This is a genomic window from Acidithiobacillus sp. YTS05 (assembly GCF_024396695.1).
GTDB classification, from domain to species: Bacteria; Pseudomonadota; Gammaproteobacteria; order Acidithiobacillales; family Acidithiobacillaceae; genus Igneacidithiobacillus; species Igneacidithiobacillus copahuensis.
The window spans coordinates 231,394-252,408 of the sequence record NZ_CP094359.1 but is presented as its reverse complement, the minus strand read 5'-3'; the positions used below and the strand labels follow the sequence as shown (position 1 = coordinate 252,408).

Annotated in this window: 16 protein-coding genes; 3 read left to right on the top strand and 13 right to left on the bottom strand. The window is 60.7% G+C overall.

The genetic code is table 11. The annotated features are described in order from the left end of the window. Window positions 1-4 precede the first annotated feature (4 nt). The 5 genes from MQE22_RS01155 to MQE22_RS01135 all read right to left on the bottom strand — a co-directional run bounded on the left by MQE22_RS01155 (window position 5) and on the right by MQE22_RS01135 (window position 5,152). Window positions 5-1,150, bottom strand: a complete 1,146-nt coding sequence (locus MQE22_RS01155) for a hypothetical protein (protein ID WP_215872627.1) — start codon at window positions 1,148-1,150, stop codon at window positions 5-7. Continuing rightward, the gene (locus tag MQE22_RS01150; RefSeq protein ID WP_215872626.1) at window positions 1,147-1,830 is read right to left on the bottom strand and encodes a lysophospholipid acyltransferase family protein; all 684 of its coding nucleotides are present in this window, start codon (window positions 1,828-1,830) and stop codon (window positions 1,147-1,149) included. Before MQE22_RS01150 ends, MQE22_RS01155 begins: the two co-directional genes overlap by 4 nt. A 3-nt stretch (window positions 1,831-1,833) precedes the next feature. Then, window positions 1,834-2,250, bottom strand: coding sequence for an ExbD/TolR family protein (locus MQE22_RS01145; protein WP_215872625.1), 417 nt, complete (start codon window positions 2,248-2,250; stop codon window positions 1,834-1,836). Then, window positions 2,247-2,864 (bottom strand): MotA/TolQ/ExbB proton channel family protein, encoded by a 618-nt coding sequence (locus MQE22_RS01140; protein ID WP_215872624.1) that lies wholly within the window; start codon window positions 2,862-2,864, stop codon window positions 2,247-2,249. The genes MQE22_RS01145 and MQE22_RS01140 overlap by 4 nt, the downstream gene beginning before the upstream one ends. A gap of 98 nt (window positions 2,865-2,962) precedes the next feature. Beyond that, entirely contained in the window at window positions 2,963-5,152 is a 2,190-nt protein-coding gene (locus MQE22_RS01135; RefSeq protein ID WP_215872623.1) for a ComEC/Rec2 family competence protein, read from the bottom strand. Between MQE22_RS01135 and MQE22_RS01130 the strand changes: the two genes are divergently transcribed. Then, window positions 5,137-5,709 (top strand): DUF2062 domain-containing protein, encoded by a 573-nt coding sequence (locus MQE22_RS01130; RefSeq protein WP_215872622.1) that lies wholly within the window; start codon window positions 5,137-5,139, stop codon window positions 5,707-5,709. The genes MQE22_RS01135 and MQE22_RS01130 overlap by 16 nt on opposite strands. On the opposite strand, the gene MQE22_RS01125 is transcribed toward MQE22_RS01130, so the two are convergent. The 6 genes from MQE22_RS01125 to MQE22_RS01100 form a co-directional block, all read right to left on the bottom strand. Next, entirely contained in the window at window positions 5,706-6,395 is a 690-nt protein-coding gene (locus MQE22_RS01125) for an ABC transporter ATP-binding protein (RefSeq protein WP_215872621.1), read from the bottom strand. The two genes, MQE22_RS01130 and MQE22_RS01125, sit on opposite strands and share 4 nt — an antisense overlap. Beyond that, entirely contained in the window at window positions 6,388-7,632 is a 1,245-nt protein-coding gene (locus MQE22_RS01120; RefSeq protein ID WP_215872620.1) for a lipoprotein-releasing ABC transporter permease subunit, read from the bottom strand. The genes MQE22_RS01125 and MQE22_RS01120 overlap by 8 nt, the downstream gene beginning before the upstream one ends. Continuing rightward, window positions 7,629-9,113 carry a lysine--tRNA ligase gene (gene lysS / locus MQE22_RS01115; RefSeq protein ID WP_215872619.1) on the bottom strand — a complete coding sequence of 495 codons (1,485 nt, stop codon included), beginning with the start codon at window positions 9,111-9,113 and terminating at the stop codon, window positions 7,629-7,631. Before lysS ends, MQE22_RS01120 begins: the two co-directional genes overlap by 4 nt. 21 nt (window positions 9,114-9,134) lie before the next feature. Further along, window positions 9,135-10,233 (bottom strand): peptide chain release factor 2 gene (gene prfB, locus MQE22_RS01110; RefSeq protein WP_215872618.1). Its coding sequence is split into 2 segments (ribosomal slippage): window positions 9,135-10,157 and window positions 10,159-10,233, totalling 1,098 coding nucleotides; the frame shifts between segments, so codons are not numbered across the junction. 278 nt (window positions 10,234-10,511) lie between these two features. Continuing rightward, a complete protein-coding gene (gene fghA / locus MQE22_RS01105) occupies window positions 10,512-11,357 on the bottom strand; it encodes an S-formylglutathione hydrolase (RefSeq protein ID WP_215872617.1) in 846 nt (281 codons plus the stop codon). Window positions 11,358-11,362: 5 nt separating this feature from the next. Further along, entirely contained in the window at window positions 11,363-12,472 is a 1,110-nt protein-coding gene (locus MQE22_RS01100) for an S-(hydroxymethyl)glutathione dehydrogenase/class III alcohol dehydrogenase (RefSeq protein WP_215872616.1), read from the bottom strand. A gap of 221 nt (window positions 12,473-12,693) precedes the next feature. On the opposite strand from MQE22_RS01100, the gene MQE22_RS01095 reads away from it, so the two are divergent. Then, complete coding sequence (locus tag MQE22_RS01095; RefSeq protein ID WP_215872615.1) at window positions 12,694-14,877, top strand: TonB-dependent receptor plug domain-containing protein; 2,184 nt, start codon at window positions 12,694-12,696, stop codon at window positions 14,875-14,877. Between the two features lie 13 nt (window positions 14,878-14,890). Here MQE22_RS01095 and MQE22_RS01090 read toward each other — a convergent pair whose 3' ends face one another. Beyond that, window positions 14,891-17,155, bottom strand: coding sequence for an FdhF/YdeP family oxidoreductase (locus tag MQE22_RS01090; protein ID WP_255789949.1), 2,265 nt, complete (start codon window positions 17,153-17,155; stop codon window positions 14,891-14,893). A gap of 151 nt (window positions 17,156-17,306) precedes the next feature. Here MQE22_RS01090 and katG point away from each other — a divergent pair, with 151 nt between their 5' ends. Beyond that, window positions 17,307-19,484, top strand: coding sequence for a catalase/peroxidase HPI (gene katG / locus MQE22_RS01085; RefSeq protein ID WP_215872613.1), 2,178 nt, complete (start codon window positions 17,307-17,309; stop codon window positions 19,482-19,484). On the opposite strand, the gene MQE22_RS01080 is transcribed toward katG, so the two are convergent. Further along, window positions 19,473-20,990 (bottom strand): MFS transporter, encoded by a 1,518-nt coding sequence (locus tag MQE22_RS01080; RefSeq protein ID WP_215872612.1) that lies wholly within the window; start codon window positions 20,988-20,990, stop codon window positions 19,473-19,475. The two genes, katG and MQE22_RS01080, sit on opposite strands and share 12 nt — an antisense overlap. Between the last annotated feature and the right edge of the window lie 25 nt (window positions 20,991-21,015).

Below are 21,015 nucleotides of genomic sequence, written 5' to 3'. Positions count from 1 at the left end.
GGGCTTACCAATCGAAGACCCGCTGCAAGAACTCCGGCAAGCGCTCCCCGGCCACGCGACGCTCCTGCCAGAAATAGCGCCGATAGGCATCGGCCTCTTCCCGCGCCGCAATGGGCTCCGCCAACACCGACGCCCAGTGCTGCAGCACTGCGGCGGGCTGGGCCAATTGGCGCGGCTCGACGGTCAGGGTGCTGGGCAGTGCCCATTGCAGGCCCAAGCCCTGACTGAGAGGGCGCCCACCGGCAAAGATCTGCCATAACTGCATATTCCCGACAGCGAGGAGATGCACAGCGTCACAGGCAGCCGCCAGGGCGGGGTGCCAGCGCGCTTCGTCCACCCGCAGAATACTGCCGACCTCCACCGGCTCTCGTCGCCACGTGGACAAGACTGGCAGACTCGCTGCTGCACCAACACCTTCGAGAAAAAGCAGGCCACGCCGGCGCAGAGGGGAATTCTGCCAGGCGGCTATCCAGGTAGGCCAGTCTCTGGCCTGTAAACCCGTCACCCAAAACAAGGCATCGCCCTGGCTGCCCAGGATCAGATTGCGAAAATTGGGTTCCACCTGCGCTACCGTCACCAGCGTGAGGAAATCCACTGGCTCCTGCAAACCAACATCACGGGCGAGGGACTCCCACTGCTGATATTGCCGCTGACTGCGTGGGTAAACGGCCTCCCAGGGAGTGAGGCCGACAGCCCCCGTGGGTGGGGCGGCGATCGCCAAGGCAGGGGTACTCTTCTCTCCGAGCAATCTCGCCAGGGTGGGACTGGGCACCCGCCCCAAACCCAGATAGCGCAGGGGACGCAGACGCTCTAGGGTGGTAGCCAGGGCACGGGGATGGGCGCAGGGGCCAAACCCATAGCCCAGACGCTCGATGCCCGCCGTGCTCTCCGGGAACAGCGTCGCATCTTCCCGTTCGAAGGTCAGGATCATGCGCAGATCGCGGCGTTTGTCACTGATCGCCCGACAGAGCTCGACGCCCAGCCGCAGATCGTCATGTCCGCTGCCGCCCTGTAACCACAACACGGGACCGCGATCCCCGGGGAGCTTCAGCCCCCCCAAGCGGGCGTTGGCCTGGGCCAGACGTCCCGTCCGAGCGTCCTGCCAGCTCGCCCAGCGGGCACGCCAATAACTGGCTCCGTAATAACTCATCCCTGCCATCCTTCTTCCACCCGCTCCATCCTGCGGTCCGCCCGCTGCCGCTGGGCCCGCATCTCGTCCTCCAGCTTCTGTTGCAGAGCGAGCATCTCGGACGGAGAGGCGTCGGCCGCAATGTACATCGGCTCTCCCCAAAGCACCACGGCGCGACTACCGGGCAGGGGGAAGAGAAAGTGATCCCAACTCGCAAAGCGACGTCCCCAGCGCGCCGAAAAGGTGACCGGAACAACCGGAAGCCCGGTCCAACGCGCCAGCTCCAGCACCCCCGCCTGCAATTGCTCGCGGGGCCCGCGTGGGCCATCCGGGGTGATCGCCAGATCGTAGCCTTCCCGCGCCGCCCGCAGCATCCCCTTGGCCCCCTTCAAGGCGCCACGCCGACTGGACCCGCGCACAGCTTCATAGCCCCAGTGCGACATCACCTGGGCGATCAGTTCGCCGTCGCGATGCTCGCTGATCAAAATTTTCACTCTTCGCCCGCCTATCCGCTGGTAGGCCGCCGGAATCAGGGCGAGACGCCCATGCCAGAAAGCCAGAATGATGGGCTGCCCGGATTCGCGCAATGCACGAATGCGATCGGCGCCCTCTTCCTGCCAGCGCAAACTCTGGGCAACCCCTCGTAGCACCAAGGCAGCCAGCGCGGCGGCACGGGACTGCCAGCGCCCTGCCAGGCGCACGGCTCAGCGTCCCGCCGGACTCAGGGTCGCGAAACTGATGCGCGTCAATCCCGCCGCCTGGGCCGCATCGAGAACGTCGATCACATACTGCTGAGTGGCGTCCTTGTCGGCACGCAAGACGATGACACGCTCCGGATCCTCGGCGGCCAGGGCCTTGAGGCGGGCCAGCAGATCGCTCATCGGCAAGCCATGGCCGTCGATGGCCACTTGCCCCGTCGCACTCAGGTCGATGGTGATGGGGGTTTTGGGTTCGCCCTTGGCGGCTTGCTGCGCCTTGGGTAACTGCATCGAGATGTGACTGTGCTGCACAAAGCTCGTGGTGACCATGAAAAAGAGCAGCAGCACCAGGACGATGTCGACCATGGAGATCACGTTGATCTCCGGCTCCTCATTCCTTCCACCCCGCGAGCGAAAATTCATGATTTTCCGCCTGCCAGCAAGTTGACCAGTTTCAAGACATCCTTCTCGGTAGCCAGCACCAGTACCTCCACACGCCCGCGGAAATAGCGATAAAAGAGCAGACTGGGGATGGCGACGATCAGGCCCGCCGCAGTGGTGATCAACGCCTCGGCAATGCCGCCCGCCAGGGCCTTGGGATCGCCCATACCCACCGCACCAATGGCAGCAAAGGCATGCATGATGCCAAAGACGGTACCGAGCAGGCCGAGCAGCGGCGCGACACCGGCAATACTGCCCAGGAAGTTCAGGTAGCGATCGAGATGCGCCATTTCGTGGCGCCCGGCGTCCTCGACGGCCTCTTTGATGGCGTCTCGTGGCTGCCCCACCTGCTGCAGGGCAACCAGAAGAATACGTGCCAGGGGCGTGTCGTTTTCATAGAGCTGCTTGACGACTTGCGGCAGTTTCCCCGCTTCCACCATGTCGGCAACCCGCTCGACCAGACCCTGCGGCACAACCCGCGCCCGCCGCAGCACCCAAAAGCGATTACCGACGATAGCCAGGGCCAGAATCGCGGCCAAAATGAGGATGGGCAGCACAAAACCGCCCAGGCTGAACAACTCTACGAGATCTCGCACGCAACACTCCCGCCAGATAACTTACGGGGAGCGACTATAGCATAAGCACCAGATTTGCCGAGAACCTTTCTGTTACGCCTGGTGAGCAAGAGCGGGGATCACGCCAACTCCCAGTACGGACGGGGACGCGCGGCCTGTGGCAGATGCAAGCTGCCGCCTTGCCAATGCCAGGGCGGCCCGGGGTCTTCGCCAAGATAGCGGATACTGGCATAGGGGTACTGGTGCAGCAGGGCATGGCGTTGCCAGACATCCCAGGTATAGGGTGCAAAAATCAGCTTGGGGGCAATGGCGAAATGCGCGGCAAAAAAACGTTTTTCCGTTGCCTCGTCCATATCCCCCAAAATCAATACCCGCCCGGCATCGAGGCTGAGCACGCAAGGCTGCACTGGGGCGAAGTGCAGGACTCGGCCACCGGGGATGACACCTTCGGCACACGCACCTAGGGGTCGATCGGCGGCCCCCAGGCGATTGCCAAGCGGAATCAGGCTCTCTGTAGCAGCCGGCAAGGGCTGCGGCAGGCTCAGATCACCAAGCACCCAAACGCGCAGACGACTCTGTCCAGATTTCTGCAACTGCGCTGCGAGCAGTGGTGTCAGGGCTCGCTGATCCGGGCGATGCCAGAGGTTGGCGGTGTAGAGTCCCGTCTCCCGGCCGGAGTGCCAGAACAACGCCATTCCCTTGCCCACTGGCAGCTCTTCCAGGCGGAAGCCATCCGGCACCGGCCCCGGCGCCAGGAGGGGTACAAAACCGAGATAGGCCAGATTCCGTCCCGGCCAATAGCGCGGCAGCAGGAGCAACGCAAAGAGTATGGCGCTGGCGAGTGCCGCCCAGAAGCGCCCCGGCGTCACCGTCAGCAGGGCCCAGGGCCAATGGCGCAGCCAGTCGAGCAAGGCGGTTACGGCCTGCATTTCCAGGGCTACGAGGCGAAAGAGCAGGCGGTAACCCAATTCCCAGTCCAGCAGCGAGAAGGCTGCGCCGAGCAAGGCCAAGGGCACGGCGAGTAGCTCGATCAGCGGTATCACCAGCAGATTGGCCAGCGGCGAGATCAGCGAGATGCTGCCAAAGAGAAAGGCAAGCAGCGGCAGCAGCAGGATCGAGACTCGCCACTGCGCCGCCAGGGCCTGGCGCCACTGGCCTTCCTCCATGCCCAGACTGATCAGCACCGCCACCGCCAGGATCGACAGCCAGTAGCCCAGATCGATGACCTGCCCCGGATCGAGCACGGCCATCATCGCCGCGCTGAAGGCAAGGCCGGACCACGCCGCATGGCGGCGGCCCAGCAAAGCTGCCACGCTGGCGGCGGTAATCATCCAGGCAGCGCGCTCCCCCGGACTTTGCATGCCCGCCAAGTAAGCATAGGTCCAGGCTACCGGGATGGCCGCCAGGAGCGCCGCCTGCTGCGCTGGCCAACGGCGGACGAGGGCCGGAACACGGCGCCAGAGGGAGCGCCAGAGCCAGAGAAAAAAGCCGGTGATGACGGCCACATGGGAACCGGAAATCACCAACAGGTGAGCGGTACCGGTATCCCGGTAGATCTGCCAAACGCTTGGGGGAAGCTGGTTGCCGATACCCACCGTCAGGGCCTGCACGTAGCCCGCCCAAACCCGCGGCAGGGCGGCGTTACTGGCCTGGGCCACGCGGCTGCGCCATTGTGCGAGCAGGTCCAGAGGATGCCAGGAAGAGGCTGGCAGGGGCGTGGCGGAGACAATCTTGCCCGCACCCAGCAAACCCTGCCAGAAACGCTGTCGTGGCAGATCGACAAAGGCGCTGTGGCGCAGGGTCTGCAGCGATTCCGATCGGATTTCCAGGCGCCAGCGTTGGCCGGTGACCGGGGCTTCGGGTAGGGCTCCGTGCAGCTCGATGAGAGAAGGTATACGCGCCATCAGCGCCGCCGGCTCGCTACGCTCCGGCACCAGATGCAGACGCCACTGACCGCGCTGCTCCTGCGGGATATCCGCAATTCGCCCGGTAATAGTCAGCGATTGTCCGGCGGGAAGGACTCTTTCGAGCAAGTGCCGCGCCTGTAGTCCAGCAATCAGAAAGGCCAAGGCGACGGCTGCGGGCAACAGCGCCTGATGCCAGCGCCAGCCCAAGAGGAGAAAAAGCAGTAGCGCCAGGCCGACTGGTAGTTGTGCTGGCAGAACGGTAAAGCTCTGAAAGAGAATCACCCCGACCAGCAACGCCAGCGACACGGCGAGCAGCCCTGGCCAGGATTTGGACCAGCGCGCGAGACTCGCTAGACTAAGCCCTCTTTGTCCCGACAGGATTCCCTTTGCGCCTGCCCGCATTTCTTCGCCTCCCGAGCCGTGAGGAAATCCTCCGCAAACGCCCTCTGGGGCGTTTTACGCACTATCTGACTCACAGTGCCTACTGGCAACTGAAGCGCAGTAATCTGGCGAGAGCGGGCGCGTTGGGTACCTTTATCGGCACCCTTCCCTATTTTGGGCACGAGCTCACGATTCTCATTCTGTGTCTGGTCTTGCACCGCTGGCGGCGCATCGACGTCAATGTGCCCCTGGCGATGCTCCTGCCCTTCATCGTCACCGGCCCGCTCACCATCGTCGAGGTATTCTACGCTTCCTACCAGCTCGGCTACTGGCTTCTGCAGCAGGTGCACCTGGCCCCGGCCATCACCATCCATTATGCCGACATCCAGCGCCTGGTGCATGGCAACATGGGATTGCTGTCCATGGGAGACCGTCTGTGGCATGCCTACTGGGTCACCTGGATCGGCAGCATTCCCTTTGGTGCCACTCTCGCTGCCATCGTTTACGTCGGCATCCTGCTTGGCTGGCGCGGATGGGTCAACTGGCGCCTGTTTCGTCGCCGGCAAAACCGCAACTAGAGAGCAGCGCTGTCCTGTAGAGTACCATCGCGCAAGTGCAGCACGCGCGCCATACGTTCCGCCAGGGCGGGCTCATGGGTGACTACTACCATAGCCGTTCCCAGCTCAGCATTGAGATCGAGCATCAGCGCGTGCACCGCCTCGGCAGCGCTGCGGTCGAGATTCCCCGTGGGTTCGTCGGCAAGGAGCAAGGCTGGGCGGGTCACCAGGGCACGGGCCAGGGCCACGCGTTGGCGTTCACCACCGGAGAGCATCCCCGGCTTGTGCTGATAGCGTTGCCCCAATCCCACCCGATCAAGCAGTTCCTTGGCCCAGGGCTCGCCTGCGGCCCGCTTCTCTCGGCGGATAAGCAAGGGCAGTAGCACATTCTCCAGGGCAGTAAACTCCGGCAACAGGCGATGCAGCTGATAGACGAAACCGATGCTCCGATTGCGCAGGCGACTGCGCTCCGCCTCCCCCAGGCGGTAGAGATCCTGCCCCAACACCCGCACAATGCCATCACTGGGGCGTTCCAGGCCGCCCATCAGATGCATCAGCGTACTTTTGCCCTGTCCCGAGGCGCCGACGATGCCCAGACGTTCGCCGCGGCGCAGCTCCAGATTGACGTCGCGCAGCACCTCCAAGCGTCCCGCGCCGAAGCTGTAGCCATGACGCAGGTGTTCCACCTGCAAGACGAGATCACTCATAGCGCAACGCCTCTGCCGGATCGACGCGGGAGGCGCGCCAGGACGGATACAGGGTCGCCAGCCAGCTCATCAGCAGCGCGGCGATGGCCACATGCACCACGTCTGCCGGCTCCAGGCGGGAAGGCAACTGACTGATGGAATAGACCTCGGGCGAGAGAAACTGCACGTGGAAGAGCTGCTCGATGAAGGGCACGATGGTCGGGATGTTCAGCGCCAGCAACACGCCACCGAGCACCCCGAGGGCCGTGCCAAAGAGGCCGATGATTACCCCCTGCACCATGAAGATCAGCATGATGCTGCGTGGCCGCGCGCCCAGGGTGCGCAGAATGGCGATATCCGGTTCTTTATCGGTCACCACCATCACCAGGGTAGCAACGATATTGAAGGCCGCCACGGCAATGATCAGCGACAGGATAACGAACATCACCAGCTTTTCCATGGCCAGGGCCTTGAAGAAGTTCTCGTGGGTCTGGGTCCAGTCCTGCACGTAAAAAGCGGGCCCCAGGATCTTTTGCAAACGCGCCGCAAAGACGGGGGCAGCAAAGGGATTCTGCAATTGCAGGCGCAGGCCGGTCACCCCGGAGCCCAGGTTGTAGAGCGCCTGGGCGTCAGGGAGGCTGATGTAAGCCATACCGCTGTCGTAGGCGTAGATGCCCACAGAGAAGAGCCCAACGACGGTGAACTGGCGCAGGGTCGGCGTCACCCCCAGGGGCGTAACGCCCCCCTTGGGCGAAATCAGGGTCACCTTGCTACCGATGGTCGCGCCCAGTTGGCGGGCCAGGGCACTGCCCAAGACGATCCCCCAGGGCTGTTTCTGCAAGGCATCGAGGCTTCCCGCCTGCATATCTTGCGCCAAACGGTTCACCCGTCCTTCCAGCTGCGGATCGATACCCTCCACTAAGGCCCCACTCACCAGCCCGTCGTGGGAGAGCATGGCCTGGGCCTGGACGTAGGGCGCCACTCCGGTCACCCCTTGTACTTGCGAGAGATTTTTTTCCGACTCGCGCCAGTCAAGCACTGGCACCCCGTTGCCCTGCACGATGACGTCCGAGGTGACGGCCAGGATGCGGCTACGCAGGGTATGATCAAAGCCGTTCATCACTGCCATCACGGTGATCAGGGCGGCTACCCCGATCACCATGCCCAGAATGGCCGTACCGGTAATGAAGGAAATGAAATGGTTGCGCCGTTTGGCGCGGGTGTAGCGCAGGCCCACCCAGAGTTCGAAAGGGCTCATGCCTGCTCGGGCCGCAAATGGGGAAAGAGGATAACCTCGCGGATGCTGGGCTGGTCGGCCAGGAGCATCACCAGGCGGTCGATGCCCATGCCCACCCCGGCAGTGGGCGGCATGCCATACTCCAGCGCACGGATATAGTCGTGATCGTAGAACATCGCCTCGTCGTCACCGGCCTCCTTGGCCAGGACCTGGGCCTGAAAGCGCTCGGCCTGATCTTCCGGATCGTTGAGCTCGGAGAACCCGTTGGCCAGTTCGCGCCCGGCAATGAAGAGCTCGAAGCGGTCGGTGACTTCGGGATCGGCGTCATTGGCGCGCGCCAAGGGGCTGACTTCCGTTGGGTATTCAATGATGAAGGTGGGCTGTTGCAGTTGCGTTTCCACGGTCTTTTCGAAGATCTCGATGAGGCGCTTTCCCCAGCCCCAGCCCGCCTGCACCGGCATCCCCAGTTCCTGCAATTTTGCCGCCAGGACTTCGGGATCGCGCAGATTCTTTGCGCGCAGATCCGGGTTGTAGGCCCGCACGGCCTCGGCCACGCTCAAGCGCGCGAAGGCGCTCCCCAGGTCGATCTCCTGCCCCTGATAGACGATCTTCGTCTGCCCCAATGCGGCCTGTGCTGCTGCACGAATCAGCTGCTCCGTGCGATCCATGGCGATGTGATAATCGGCATAGGCCTCGTACCATTCGAGCATGGTGAACTCGGGATTGTGGCGGGTGGAGATGCCCTCGTTGCGGAAATTGCGATTGATCTCAAAGACGCGTTCGACACCGCCGACCACCAGCCGCTTCAGATAGAGCTCGGGGGCGATACGCAGATAGAGGGTCATATCGAGGGCATGGTGGTGGGTGACGAAGGGCTTGGCCGTCGCGCCACCAGGGATCGGCTGCATCATCGGCGTCTCGACCTCAGTAAAGCGCGCCGCCGAGAGCCCCTGACGCAACGCCGCCACCGTCGCCGAACGGATCTGGAAGGTGCGCCGCGCCTGCTCGGTAACGATGAGGTCCACGTAGCGCTGGCGAAAGCGGGTTTCGGCATCGCTCAGACCATGCCATTTTTCGGGCAGAGGGCGCAGGGCCTTGGCCAGCAACTGCAGGAAATGCACGCGCAGGCTCAACTCGCCCGCCTTGGTGCGGAACAGCGTCCCCTCGACCCCGATCACGTCGCCCAGATCGAGTTCCTTGAACTGCGCGTAGGCACCCTCGCCCAGCTCATCGCGGCTGAGAAAGAGCTGCAGGCGGCCGCTGCCATCCTGGAGATCGGCAAAGCTCGCCTTGCCCATCACCCGCCGCGTCATCAGGCGTCCACCCAGGCGGGCGCTGATCGGCTCCTGCTCGAGCGCTGCGGCGTCCATATCGGCACAGCGCCGTTGCAGATCGCCGGCCTCGGCATCGCGCCGGAAGGCATTGGGATAGGCGCGGCCACCCTCGCGCCAGCGCTGCAGCTTCTCCCAGCGCACCTGCATCTGATCGTTCCGCTCTTCCATGCCTTGTCCTCGTTCCCTGCCTCAGAGTCCGGCCTTCAGGGCCGCCTCGATGAAAATATCCAGACCACCATCGAGCACCTTTTGCGTATCGCCCACTTCGACACTGGTACGCAGATCTTTGATCCGTGACTGGTCGAGTACATAGGAGCGGATCTGATGCCCCCAGCCGATATCGCTCTTACTCTCCTCCAACGCCTGCTTTTCCGCTTCGCGCTTTTTCAGCTCCATCTCGTACAGCTTGGAGCGCAACATGCGCATCGCCTCGGCGCGGTTCTTGTGCTGCGAACGATCGGTCTGGCAGGCCACCACGATACCCGTCGGCACGTGCGTGATACGCACCGCCGAGTCGGTCTTGTTGATGTGCTGACCGCCAGCGCCGCTGGCGCGATAGGTGTCGGTCTTCAGATCGGCGGGATTGATATCGATTTCAAAGCTGTCGTCGATCTCGGGATAGATAAAGATACTGGCAAAACTGGTGTGCCGCCGATTACCGGAATCGAAGGGCGACTTGCGCACCAGACGATGGACTCCGGTTTCCGTGCGCAGCCAGCCGAAGGCATGATCGCCTTTTACGTGGATACTCGCCGATTTGATCCCTGCCACCTCTCCTTCCGAGACTTCCACCAGCTCGGCGGCGAACCCATGCGCCTCCGCCCAACGCAGGTACATGCGCAGAATCATTTCCGCCCAGTCTTGCGCCTCGGTGCCACCGGCACCTGCCTGGATGTCGACGAAACAGTCAGCGGCATCATGGGGGCCAGAGAACATCCGCTGAAATTCCAGCTTTTCCACCGCTGCCAGGGCCTGATCGAGATCGGCATCGACGGCTGCCAGAAGCTCCGCGTCATTTTCGCCCAGAGCCAGTTCCAGCATCTCAGCGCTGTCGGCGACCTTGGTGGCGAGCTCATCCATCGGCCGCACGATGGCCTCCAGGCTGGCACGCTCCCGCCCCAGTTCCTGTGCCTTCTCCGGCTGGTTCCAGATCGCGGGATCCTCGAGCTCCCGCCCGACTTCTTCTAATCGGCCCCGCTTTTCTTCGAGGTCAAAGATACCCCCTCAGGCCGTCCAACCGGGCCTGGAGATCGTCGCGCAGGGCGCGCATCTCATTCACTTCACGCATCGCAAATCCTTGTCTCGTGAGACTCCAGACCATGATCTGCCTGGCGCCAAAGGCGCATAGTATGCGCAAAGATTGCTCTAACGACCAGCACCGAGAAACATCACCGAGAAACATCTGCTATCCGAAGGCACGGATCTGTTTCACAGGATCGCGGTCATTGAAACCGAAGTGAAAGCGTTTCAAGGTCGGTCTGGTCAATCAGACCGTCAGGGGACTGCGGGTCGTTTCCAGAACCGGTCCCGTAAACGGAGAATGCCGAGCCTGGTGAAGAGACAAGCTCACACCTGTAGCGCCGCCGCGTGGTGCCGCAGGTGCTCTTCCATAAAGCTGGAGATAAAATAATAACTGTGGTCATAACCAGCGTGTTCGCGATAGCGGAGCGGCTGCCCGGCCTCCGCGCAGGCGGCAGAAAAAATCTCCGGCCGCAGCTGTTCTTTCAAAAAGGGATCGGCCAAGCCTTGATCCACCAAAATTTCTCCCGGGAATCTTTGGCGCAGCACCAATCTGCTGGCATCCCATTCCGCCCAAGCTTGGCGATCTTCCCCGAGATAACCGGTGAAGGCCTTCTCTCCCCAAGGCACCTGGCCGGGAGCCGAGACGGGAGCAAAAGCCGAAACGGAACGATAGCGCTGCGGTTCGCGCAGGGCACAGATCAACGCGCCATGCCCACCCATGGAGTGGCCCATGATGCTCGCCCGCGTCGCATCCACGGAAAACTCCTGCGCCAGGAGAGCGGGTAGTTCCTCGGTCACATAGTCATACATCTGGTAGTGCTGCTGCCAGGGGGCCTGCGCAGCACGCAAATAAAAACCCGCACCCATACCAAAATCCCAATGGGCATCATCACCGGGCAGACGCGCCTCGCGCGGGCTGGTATCCGGCGCCACCAGGATCAGCCCCAGCTCGGCAGCCCAACGCTGGGCGCCCGCCTTGATGAGAAAGGTTTCCTCGGTGCAGGTGAGGCCAGCGAGGTAATACAGCACGGGCAGCCGCTCTTTCTGTGCCTGCGGCGGCAAGTAGACTGCAAAGCGCATGGGCGTCTGACAAGCATTGGAGAAATGACGAAAGCGCCTGACGCTGCCGGCAAAGCAGCGATTTTCGGCAACACATTCGAGCTCCATCATCGCCCTCAGAAGGTAATGACGCTGCGAATCGACTTGCCTTCGTGCATGAGGTCGAAGGCCTCATTGATCTGTTCAAGCGGCATCACATGGGTGATGAGGTCGTCGATATTGATCTTGCCATCCATGTACCAATCGACGATCTTCGGCACATCGGTACGCCCGCGCGCACCCCCGAAGGCCGAGCCGCGCCAGTTGCGTCCGGTCACCAGCTGAAAAGGCCGGGTGCTGATTTCCTCGCCGGCACCCGCCACGCCGATGATCACCGAGGTACCCCAGCCCTTGTGCGCGCACTCCAGAGCCTGACGCATCAACTGCGTATTCCCCACACACTCGAAGGTGTAATCCGCTCCACCGCCGGTCAAGCCCACCAGGTAGGAAACCAGATCGCCCTCGACTTCCTTGGGGTTGACGAAATGGGTCATCCCAAATTTTTCAGCCAAAGCGCGCTTGCCGGGATTGACGTCGACACCAACGATCATGTCCGCGCCGACCATCCGCGCTCCCTGGATGACGTTCAGGCCAATGCCGCCCAGACCAAAAACCACCACCTTGCTGCCGGCCTCCACCTTGGCGGTAAAAACCACCGCGCCGATACCCGTGGTCACGCCACAACCGATGTAACAAACCTTTTCGAAAGGGGCATCCTCGCGAATCTTGGCTACGGCAATCTCCGGCAACACTGTGTAATTGGCAAAGGTAGATGTGCCCATGTAGTGATGCAGCATTTTGCCATTCAGTGAGAAGCGACTGGTACCGTCGGGCATCAAGCCCTTGCCCTGGGTCGGACGGATGGCCTGACAGAGATTGGTTTTGGGGTTGAGGCAATACTCACACTCACGACATTCCGGGGTGTAGAGAGGGATGACGTGGTCACCCGGCTTGAGCGAACGCACATTGGGCCCGACCTCGACCACCACCCCTGCCCCTTCGTGGCCGAGGATGGCGGGGAAGAGCCCTTCCGGATCGGCCCCGGAGAGGGTGTAGGCGTCGGTATGGCAGACGCCCGTGGCCTTGATTTCGATCAGCACCTCGCCGCTTTTGGGTCCTTCCAATTGCACGGTTTCGATGGAAAGAGGCTGCTGGGAGGCGAAGGCTACGGCTGCACGAACGTCCATGGGATCTCCGAAGTCAAGGAATGACAGAAAGATACCATCCGGTATGTAAGCTTGGCAAACTTCGTCCGAAAAAAACCGATGTATCAGAATATAGCTATTTATTAACTATAAAATGGAAATTTTACTTTATGGATAATCTTGTCTTAAGCACAAATTAAAACATTCCATTCGCCAAAATATCACCTCCAATAGATCATGCAGAAAACCTTGGAGTGAGCAACATGATCTTAAAAAAACTCAGATTTGCGATGTATCTGGCGATGATTACGACGAGCGTACCGGCCGACGCGGAAGCCGCCGAGCCCAGCAATATCGACCCCACTCCTCTCCTGGTACAGGTACAGGTGCACAACAGCGCTGAAATCGGGCAACAGACGGAAACATTCACGCACCCCGCCAGTGGTGCCGACAGCAGCCACCTGCTCGACTTTGTGAGCGGCGCACAGAGTGTCGCCTCAGGTGGCGTCTCTGCCTTGCCCTATCTGAATGGCCTGGCGAGCGATAATCTCAATTTGCGGGTGGACGGCATCTCGATCCCGAATGCCTGCCCCAACCAGATGATCCCGCCCCTGTCGTATCTGCCGTCCAGTCAGATCGGCAAAATCGAAGTCTACCCCACGGTGGCGCCGGTAAGTGTCAGCGACAACGCCATGGGGGGCACGATCCTGGTTTCCGCAACAGCGCCCATCTTTGCCAGCCCAACACAGAAATATACCTATGGCGGCAGCGTTGGCGCCTTCTATCAAAGCAATGGTGATATTCATGGAGAAAATCTCTCCGTATATGGCGCCACGCCGCATTTTTCCATTCAGTATGCCGGCAGTCTCAGCCAGGGTGACAATTATCAGGCGGCTAAGGGATTCAAAGCCGCGACATCCAGTATTCCGGCAAAAACCGTGGGCTCCAGCGCCTTCCGCAGCGAAAACCAGAGCGTGACCCTGGCTGGCCGTTGGAATACCCAAGAGCTCACGCTGCGCATCAGTCACCAGCACATTCCCTATGAGGGCTACCCCAATGTGCGTATGGATCTGACCGATAACCAGCAGACCAGTTTCAATCTGCACTATCGCGGCGGCTTTCACTGGGGCTTTGTCGATGCCCGAGTCTACAATGTTCTCATCCAACACGAGATGAATTTCCTGCCGGACAAAATCACCGCTATGGCACCAGAGATGCCCATGTATACTCAGGGAGTAAAAAATGGTCTGCGTCTGGAGTTCGGGCTGGATCTCAGCCCACAGGACCTGCTGCGTACCGGCATCGAGGTTGCACGCTATCACCTGAACGATTGGTGGACGCCAGTGCCGAGCAACCGGATGATGGGCCCGGATACCTTCTGGAATATCCGCGATGGTCGGCAGAATCACTACGACGCCTTTGCCGATTGGTCGCACCATTGGAGTCCGGAGTGGATGAGCCGCCTGGGCCTGCGTTTCGCTGCGGTAGACATGAACAGCGGGCCGGTGCAAGGCTACAACCCCATGATGTATGGGAATCCGGCCATGCCGGGCTCAGTGCCAGGGCAGTTCAATGCCGCTGATCGCTCCCGTAGTTTCAGCAACTGGGATCTCAGCGCCATTCTGCAGTATCACCCCACTGCCGCGACGGCCCTGGAGCTGGGTTACGCGCGCAACGTCCAGGCACCCAGTCTCTATGAGCTCTACCCCTGGTCCAGCAACCAGATGGCGATGTTCATGAATAGCTTTTCCGGGGATGGCAACGGTTACATCGGCAACCTGCACCTGCGCGCCCAGACCAGCAACACCATCAGCGCCAGCCTCCACCTAGAGGAAAGCCACTGGGATCTGCGGGTCACCCCCTATGTGAATTACATCCAGAACTACATCGGCGTCGAGCGCTGCCCAACGAGCTTGGGCGGCGCCTGCACCATCGCCAACCGTAACGTAGAAAGCGGTTTCGTGAACCTGCAATACCGCAACCAGAATGCCCTGATCTGGGGGGTCAACCTGCAAGGGCAGACACTGCTGCTGCGCAGCCAGCAGTGGGGGGACTTTTTCCTCGACGGAAAGATGGCCTATACCCGCGGTGAGAATCTCAGCCTCGACGTACCGCTCTATCGGATCATGCCACTGAATGGCAATCTCACCCTGCGCCAGGACTGGGGCCACTGGGAAAACTGGATGCGCGAGACCCTGGTCGCCAGCAAGACCCGGGTCGATCCCCTGCGCAATGAACTGCAGACGCCGGGTTACGGGCTGCTGGAACTGGGCACGCGCTATCGCTCCGGTCCCTGGCAGGCCAGTCTGCGCCTAGAAAACCTGCTCAACCAGCTCTACTACCAGCCCCTCGGCGGGGTGTACCTGGGACAGAAGCCATTTGTTTATGGCATCCCGCTACCCGGCCCGGGGCGGTCGGTGAATCTCGATCTCCGTTATCAGTTTTGAGATCGTAGTCCGATCAGCATGCCAGGCGCACCGCAATTCCTTTGGAAGCGGGCGTTTTCGAGAGCTTGTCGTGCTCCGAGATGGGAATCAGCGGGTTCAGCTCGGGATAATACCCGGCAACGGTACCGCGCGGGATCTCGAAAGATACGAGCTCCAGACCGTCCACCCGACGCTCTACCTCATCCGCCGCGTCACCGAGCAGCGATACCTTTTGTCCCGGACGCAGACCGGCATCCGCGATATCCGCGGCGTTCATGAGGAGCACATCGCGCGTACCCTCGATGCCGCGGAAGCGATCGGAATAGCCGTAGACCGTGGTATTGAACTGATCATTGGAGCGCAGGGTAATGAGCCGGTAGCGCCCTGGTGCATCGGCAAAATCCAGGGCATTGAGGCGTTCCGGCAGAGTGAATTCGGCCTTGCCGCTGGGAGTTTTCCAGACCCGCTCGCGCGCCGCGTTGACCCGCCAAAAACCTCCGGGCTTCTGAATCCGGGCGTTGAAATCATGGAAGTCCTCCGGGTAGGTAGCCGCGATCAGATCGCGTACCTGGCCATAGTCTGCTTGCCAGTCGTCCCAGCACAGCTTGGGATTGGGGTCCAGGGTCGCCTTGGCAATCCCCGCTACAATCGCCAGCTCCGAGCGCAGCTGCGGCGAGGCCGGTTCGCGGTGCCCGATGGATGGGTGGATCATGGAGAAGCTGTCTTCAATGGTCACGGTTTGATTGCCCGTCGCCTGCTCATCGATCTCCACGCGCGACAGGCAAGGGAGGATGTAAGATGCCTTGCCGGGGTACAAATGGCTGCGGTTGAGTTTGGTCGACACCGTCACCGTCAGCTGCTGCTGCGGCCAAACCTCCTGCAAACGTGCAATGTCGGGCATTGCCCGGAGCAGATTGCCGCCGAGGCTGATCGTGGCCGCCACCTCGCCACGTAGCAGGGCCTCACCAACCTCGACAATGTGCATACCGTCCTTCTGCGGCGGTTCAAAGTCGAAGAGGGCGCGCAGCTTGTCCATGGGAACGAGCGCCGCTTTTTCCGCGATGCCCACCGTGCGTTGCCCCTGCACATTGGAGTGCCCGCGCACTGGACAACAACCGGCACCGGGGCGGCCGATATTGCCGCGCAGCAAAAGAAAATTAACCAGCATGCCGACGTTCGTCGAGCCATGGACCTGCTGCGTCAATCCCATGCCGTATACGCCAATCACCCGTTCGGCAGCCATGTAGACCGCCGCCGCCGCGCGCAGAGCGTCCTCGCTCAAGCCGGTTTCCGCACAGATGGTCGCCCAGGACGTCGCCCGCAAAAAATCGAAGAAATCTTCGAAGCCATGAGTATGCTCGGCCAGGAACGCATGATCGATGACCGTACCACCCTGGGTTTCATCCGCCTCCAGGACCGCCTTGCACAGGCCAGTAAGGGCAGCGATATCGGAACCGGCACGCAATTGATGATATTGATCGGAGATTTGCGTCTCGTGGCCACTGAGCATATCCGACACGCTACTGGGATCGACAAACGCTACCAGACCCTGTTCCCGCACCGGATTGAAGGTGATGACCTTGGCCCCGCGCTTTTTGGCATCCTTGAGGGGATGCAGAAAACGGGGGGAGTTCACGCCGGGATTCTGACCAAAGAAAAAGAAGCAGTCAGCCTCGGCCAGATCTTCCCAGATTACCGTGCCTACCGGCGAGCCAATGACGCGCTTGAGACCGACGCTGGTGGTCTCGTGACACATATTGGAGCTTTGCGGCAGATTGTTGTTGCCATACACGCGGGCCAGCAAGGCGTAGAGATAGGAGGCCTCCAGACCGGCGTGCCCCGAGGCGTAGAATACCACCTGTTCTCTGGGCAAACGGTGCAGGGTCTGACCGATGGCGGAATAGGCCTCGTCCCAGGAGACCTCGACATAGCGATCCTGCTCGCGATCGTAACGCAGCGGTGCCGTGAGGCGTCCGGTCTTTTCGAGTTGGTGGTCGGACCAGCTACGCAGTTCGGTGACGGTATGCGACTTCCAGAATCTGGGTGTGCAGCGTGCCGAGGTGGTGTCCCAGAGGATCGCCTTGGCGCCATTCTCACAGAATTCGAAGGGATGGTAATTGACCGGCTTGGGCCAGGCGCAGGAGGTACACATGCTGCCGCCAGGCTTGTTGAGGCGTGCCAGGGTCTCCAGCGCCGCGGGGGTGGCCCAGCTCTCGCCGTAGATATGTACGATACCCTCTACCGATCCCCAGCCACCCGCCGGTGGCTTGGGAAGATTCACCTGGGATTTCCTTTCCACTGCCATTCTCCCGATTTTGTCCATACTCTTAGTATAGGAAGCCATCGTAAATCGTGCTCACCGAAGATAAATATAATCATTCTCTAATTTGACTTTGTTTAAAGATAGATTTTATCTTTCACAGATCATCCACCTGCAACAGGAGTTAGAAATGTCTGGAGAATGCCCGTTTCACCCCAGCCCCAACGTCGGAAAACAGAAACATAACCAGGAATGGTGGCCCAATCAGCTGAATCTCAAGATATTGCATCAGTTCACTTCCGCGACCAGCCCTATGGATCGCGATTTCAACTACCGCAAAGAATTCCTTCAGCTTGATTTGTCTGCAGTGAAGGCAGACCTCTTCGCTCTCATGCGCAACTCGCAGGACTGGTGGCCGGCCGATTACGGCCATTATGGCCCGCTCTTCATTCGCATGGCCTGGCACTCGGCAGGCACCTACCGCACCAGCGATGGCCGCGGCGGCGCAGGAATGGCGCAGCAGCGTTTTGCGCCGATCAACAGCTGGCCAGATAACGTCAACCTCGACAAGGCCCGTCGCCTGCTCTGGCCGATCAAAAAGAAATACGGCAACCGACTCTCCTGGGGGGACCTGATCATTCTCGCAGGCACCTGCGCTCTCGAATCCATGGGTCTACAAATCTTTGGTTTTGCTGGTGGACGGGAGGATGTCTATGAGCCCGACGAATCCGTGTACTGGGGACCAGAGGGCACTTGGCTGGAAGACCAGCGCCATGACGCAGACGGCGGCATCGATAATCCCTTGGCCGCCGTGCAGATGGGGCTGATCTATGTCAATCCCGAAGGTCCCAACGGTAAACCAGATCCCCTGGTATCCGCGCGTGAGGTACGCCAGACCTTTGCCCGCATGGCCATGAATGATTACGAGACGGTGGCCCTGACCGCTGGCGGGCATACCTTCGGCAAGTGCCATGGTGCGGGCGATGCCAGCATGGTGGGTCCAGCGCCCGAAGCGAGTCCTTTGGAAAACCAAGGTTTGGGCTGGGTCAGCACCTTCGCCTCCGGAAAAGGTGGCGACCAGATCGGCAGCGGTTTGGAGGGTTCCTGGACGCCTACGCCAACCACCTGGGACATGAGCTACTTCGAGGTACTTTTCGGCAATGAGTGGGAGACCGTCAAAAGTCCCGCCGGCGCCTGGCAATGGACCCCCACCCAACATACCGACGCCAACATGGCGCCAGCCGCCGCAGATGCCAGTAAGAAGGTACCGATCATCATGACCGATGCCGATATGGCTATGCGCCACGATCCTGAGTATGCACGAATTTGCAAGCATTTTTGGGAGAACCCCGAGGAATTTGCCGATGCCTTTGCCCGTGCATGGTTCAAACTCACCCATCGGGATATGGGTCCAAAATCGCGCTACTTGGGACCGGACGTACCCGCAGAAGACCTGCTTTGGCAGGATCCCCTGCCCGCCGTTGAATATCCGCTGATCAACGAACAGGACATTGCCGAACTCAAAAAACGGGTCCTTGCCAGTGGCCTGCCGACGCGCTCACTGGTATACACGGCCTGGTCAGCAGCCGCCAGCTTCCGTGGTAGCGACAAACGCGGTGGCGTAAACGGAGCGCGAATTCGCTTGGCTCCGCAGAAGGACTGGGCAGTCAATGAGCCGGAGCAACTGGCACAGGTGCTCGACAAACTGGAAACGGTACGGGAGGAGTTTCACGGCGCTGCGAAGGGTAAGAAAATCTCGCTGGCCGATCTCATCGTCATTGCCGGCAATGCTGCGGTAGAAGAGGCGGCAAGGGCGGCTGGCTATCCGGTGATCGTCCCCTTCCAGCCCGGGCGCGTGGATGCCAGCGCCGAGCAAACGGACGTCGAGTCCTTTGCCGTACTCGAGCCCTTCGCTGATGCCTTCCGCAATTATCAACGCGGCGAGTCGTCGGTGTCTGCAGAGGAGCTGCTGATCGACAAGGCCCAGCTTCTCGGGCTAGACGCACCCGAGATGGTGGTGTTGCTGGGTGGCATGCGCATGCTCGATGGCAATTACCAGAATAGTCGACATGGGGTCTTTACCGATCGTCCCGGTGTGCTCAGTACCGACTATTTCGTCAACCTTCTCGACATGAACAATGTCTGGAAAGCGGAAAATAGCGAGCAACTCTTTCGCGTCTGCGAACGCAGCAGCGGCGCAGAGAAATGGACGGCCACACGGGTCGATCTGGTTTGCGGCAGCAACTCGCAGCTGCGCGCCATTGCCGAGGTCTACGGGCAAGACGACTCCGGCCAGAAATTTGTTCAAGACTTTGCCGAGGCTTGGGCGAAGGTCATGCACGCCGATCGCTTCGATTTAGTCCCCTGACTCGCGAACCTGGGCCTGCGGATGCTCTGCATCCGAGGTCACAGGTAACGGTGCGCCCTCAGACGCCAATACCGTCGCCACATCGCGCGGATAGGTGAAGGCCGCGAAAACCATGGCGAGGCCGGCAATCAATAGAAGAATCAGCAACAGCAGAAAGGCATGCCCGAGGGCCTCGGCGCCTTGGTCACCGCTTTTCTGAAAATATCCAACCAAAAGCCCAATCATCAGCGGCGCCAACCCCACCAGAGTATAGCGCACCAGATTGCGTACACTTTCTGCTCGCCCCCACAAGCGCGAGTGCATGATATCGAGACGCGCAGCATCCAGAGTGGGATTGGTAGCGCCCAAAAACAAGGCCGCCAGAAAAAAACAAGGCGCCGCTACCCAGACGCTGGGCAGCAGGAAGGCCGGCAGAAAGGCCAGCACCGTCAGAAAGAAGGAGCCCGCTGCTACCCATACCCGCGCCGCAACAATGTGCCGGTGTAACAATCGATCTGCGAGCCAGCCACTGAGCAACACTCCGAAGATTCCGCCACTGCCTAGTCCCATGAACAGGATGCTGGCGGTATCAGCGGGCAGATCAAAGCGCTGCATGAGATAGAGATCGGCAAATACCAAAAGTCCGGTGAAATAAAAATAACTGGCCGATGAGCCGAGAACCAGAATGATGTTGGTACGAATGGTGACAATGTAACGTGCCGCCCGTATCCACGGCCAGCAGGTCGGATCCTCGTGCATCACCCGGTCGGGGTATGGCGAAATCGCCATCCGGCGAATCAGATCGGCAACCTTGTGGGAACGCGCTGGGGCGGAGTCAGCGCGCGAAGGGCTTGGGGAGCCGATGGCAATTTTTGCCATCGTATTGCGTTGCGGCTCTCGCAGATACCGTCGTATCACGACAACTCCCAATGACCCCAGCAATGCCAGACTCCAAAAAGCAAAACGCCAGCCCAGGAGGTCGGCGACGATACTCGCCACCAGCATTCCGATTCCCGCACCCAACAACTCACCACCGACAATCAGGCCAAAAATCCTGCCGCGCTGAGAGGGCGGAAAGTAATCCCCAGTCAAGGAGGCGACTACCGCGCCAACGGAGATACCGCTGGCACCGACCACAACCTGCGCCAGCAACAGCTCCAGATAACCGGGAATACAGCCGCTGGCAGCCATACCCAATGCCCAGCTGCCAGCAAAAATGGCCAGGAGCCGCACGCGCTTTCGCCGATCCACCCAGACCCCGGCGATCAGGGTGAGTATCGCGCCAGAGAGCGAGGCTACCGTACCCACCAGACCAAATCGCGCGTCGCTGATATGTAATGCGGTCTCCAGTGCATGAGCCAACGCCCCCAGTGCTGCGAGGTTTGCCGATGCCACCCCCAATACCGCGGCGAGTATTATCACTACCCGGGCACGATTGGGCAGATATTGTGAAAAGCGATATTCGATCTGCTCGTATTCGGAACAGAGCCAATGTTCCAGGTTGACGAGATTTTCCCTATTGATCATGGATGCAGTATAAGCGAAAAAGAGA

Bases quoted from the DNA above. Each gene is read 5' to 3' on its own strand.
- MQE22_RS01155 (WP_215872627.1), bottom strand. From the start codon at position 1,150: ATGAGTTATTACGGAGCCAGTTATTGGCGTGCCCGCTGGGCGAGCTGG.
- MQE22_RS01145 (WP_215872625.1), bottom strand. From the start codon at position 2,250: ATGAATTTTCGCTCGCGGGGTGGAAGGAATGAGGAGCCGGAGATCAAC.
- MQE22_RS01135 (WP_215872623.1), bottom strand. From the start codon at position 5,152: ATGCGGGCAGGCGCAAAGGGAATCCTGTCGGGACAAAGAGGGCTTAGT.
- MQE22_RS01125 (WP_215872621.1), bottom strand. From the start codon at position 6,395: ATGAGTGATCTCGTCTTGCAGGTGGAACACCTGCGTCATGGCTACAGC.
- MQE22_RS01120 (WP_215872620.1), bottom strand. From the start codon at position 7,632: ATGAGCCCTTTCGAACTCTGGGTGGGCCTGCGCTACACCCGCGCCAAA.
- lysS (WP_215872619.1), bottom strand. From the start codon at position 9,113: ATGGAAGAGCGGAACGATCAGATGCAGGTGCGCTGGGAGAAGCTGCAG.
- fghA (WP_215872617.1), bottom strand. From the start codon at position 11,357: ATGATGGAGCTCGAATGTGTTGCCGAAAATCGCTGCTTTGCCGGCAGC.
- MQE22_RS01100 (WP_215872616.1), bottom strand. From the start codon at position 12,472: ATGGACGTTCGTGCAGCCGTAGCCTTCGCCTCCCAGCAGCCTCTTTCC.
- MQE22_RS01095 (WP_215872615.1), top strand. From the start codon at position 12,694: ATGATCTTAAAAAAACTCAGATTTGCGATGTATCTGGCGATGATTACG.
- katG (WP_215872613.1), top strand. From the start codon at position 17,307: ATGTCTGGAGAATGCCCGTTTCACCCCAGCCCCAACGTCGGAAAACAG.
- MQE22_RS01080 (WP_215872612.1), bottom strand. From the start codon at position 20,990: ATGATCAATAGGGAAAATCTCGTCAACCTGGAACATTGGCTCTGTTCC.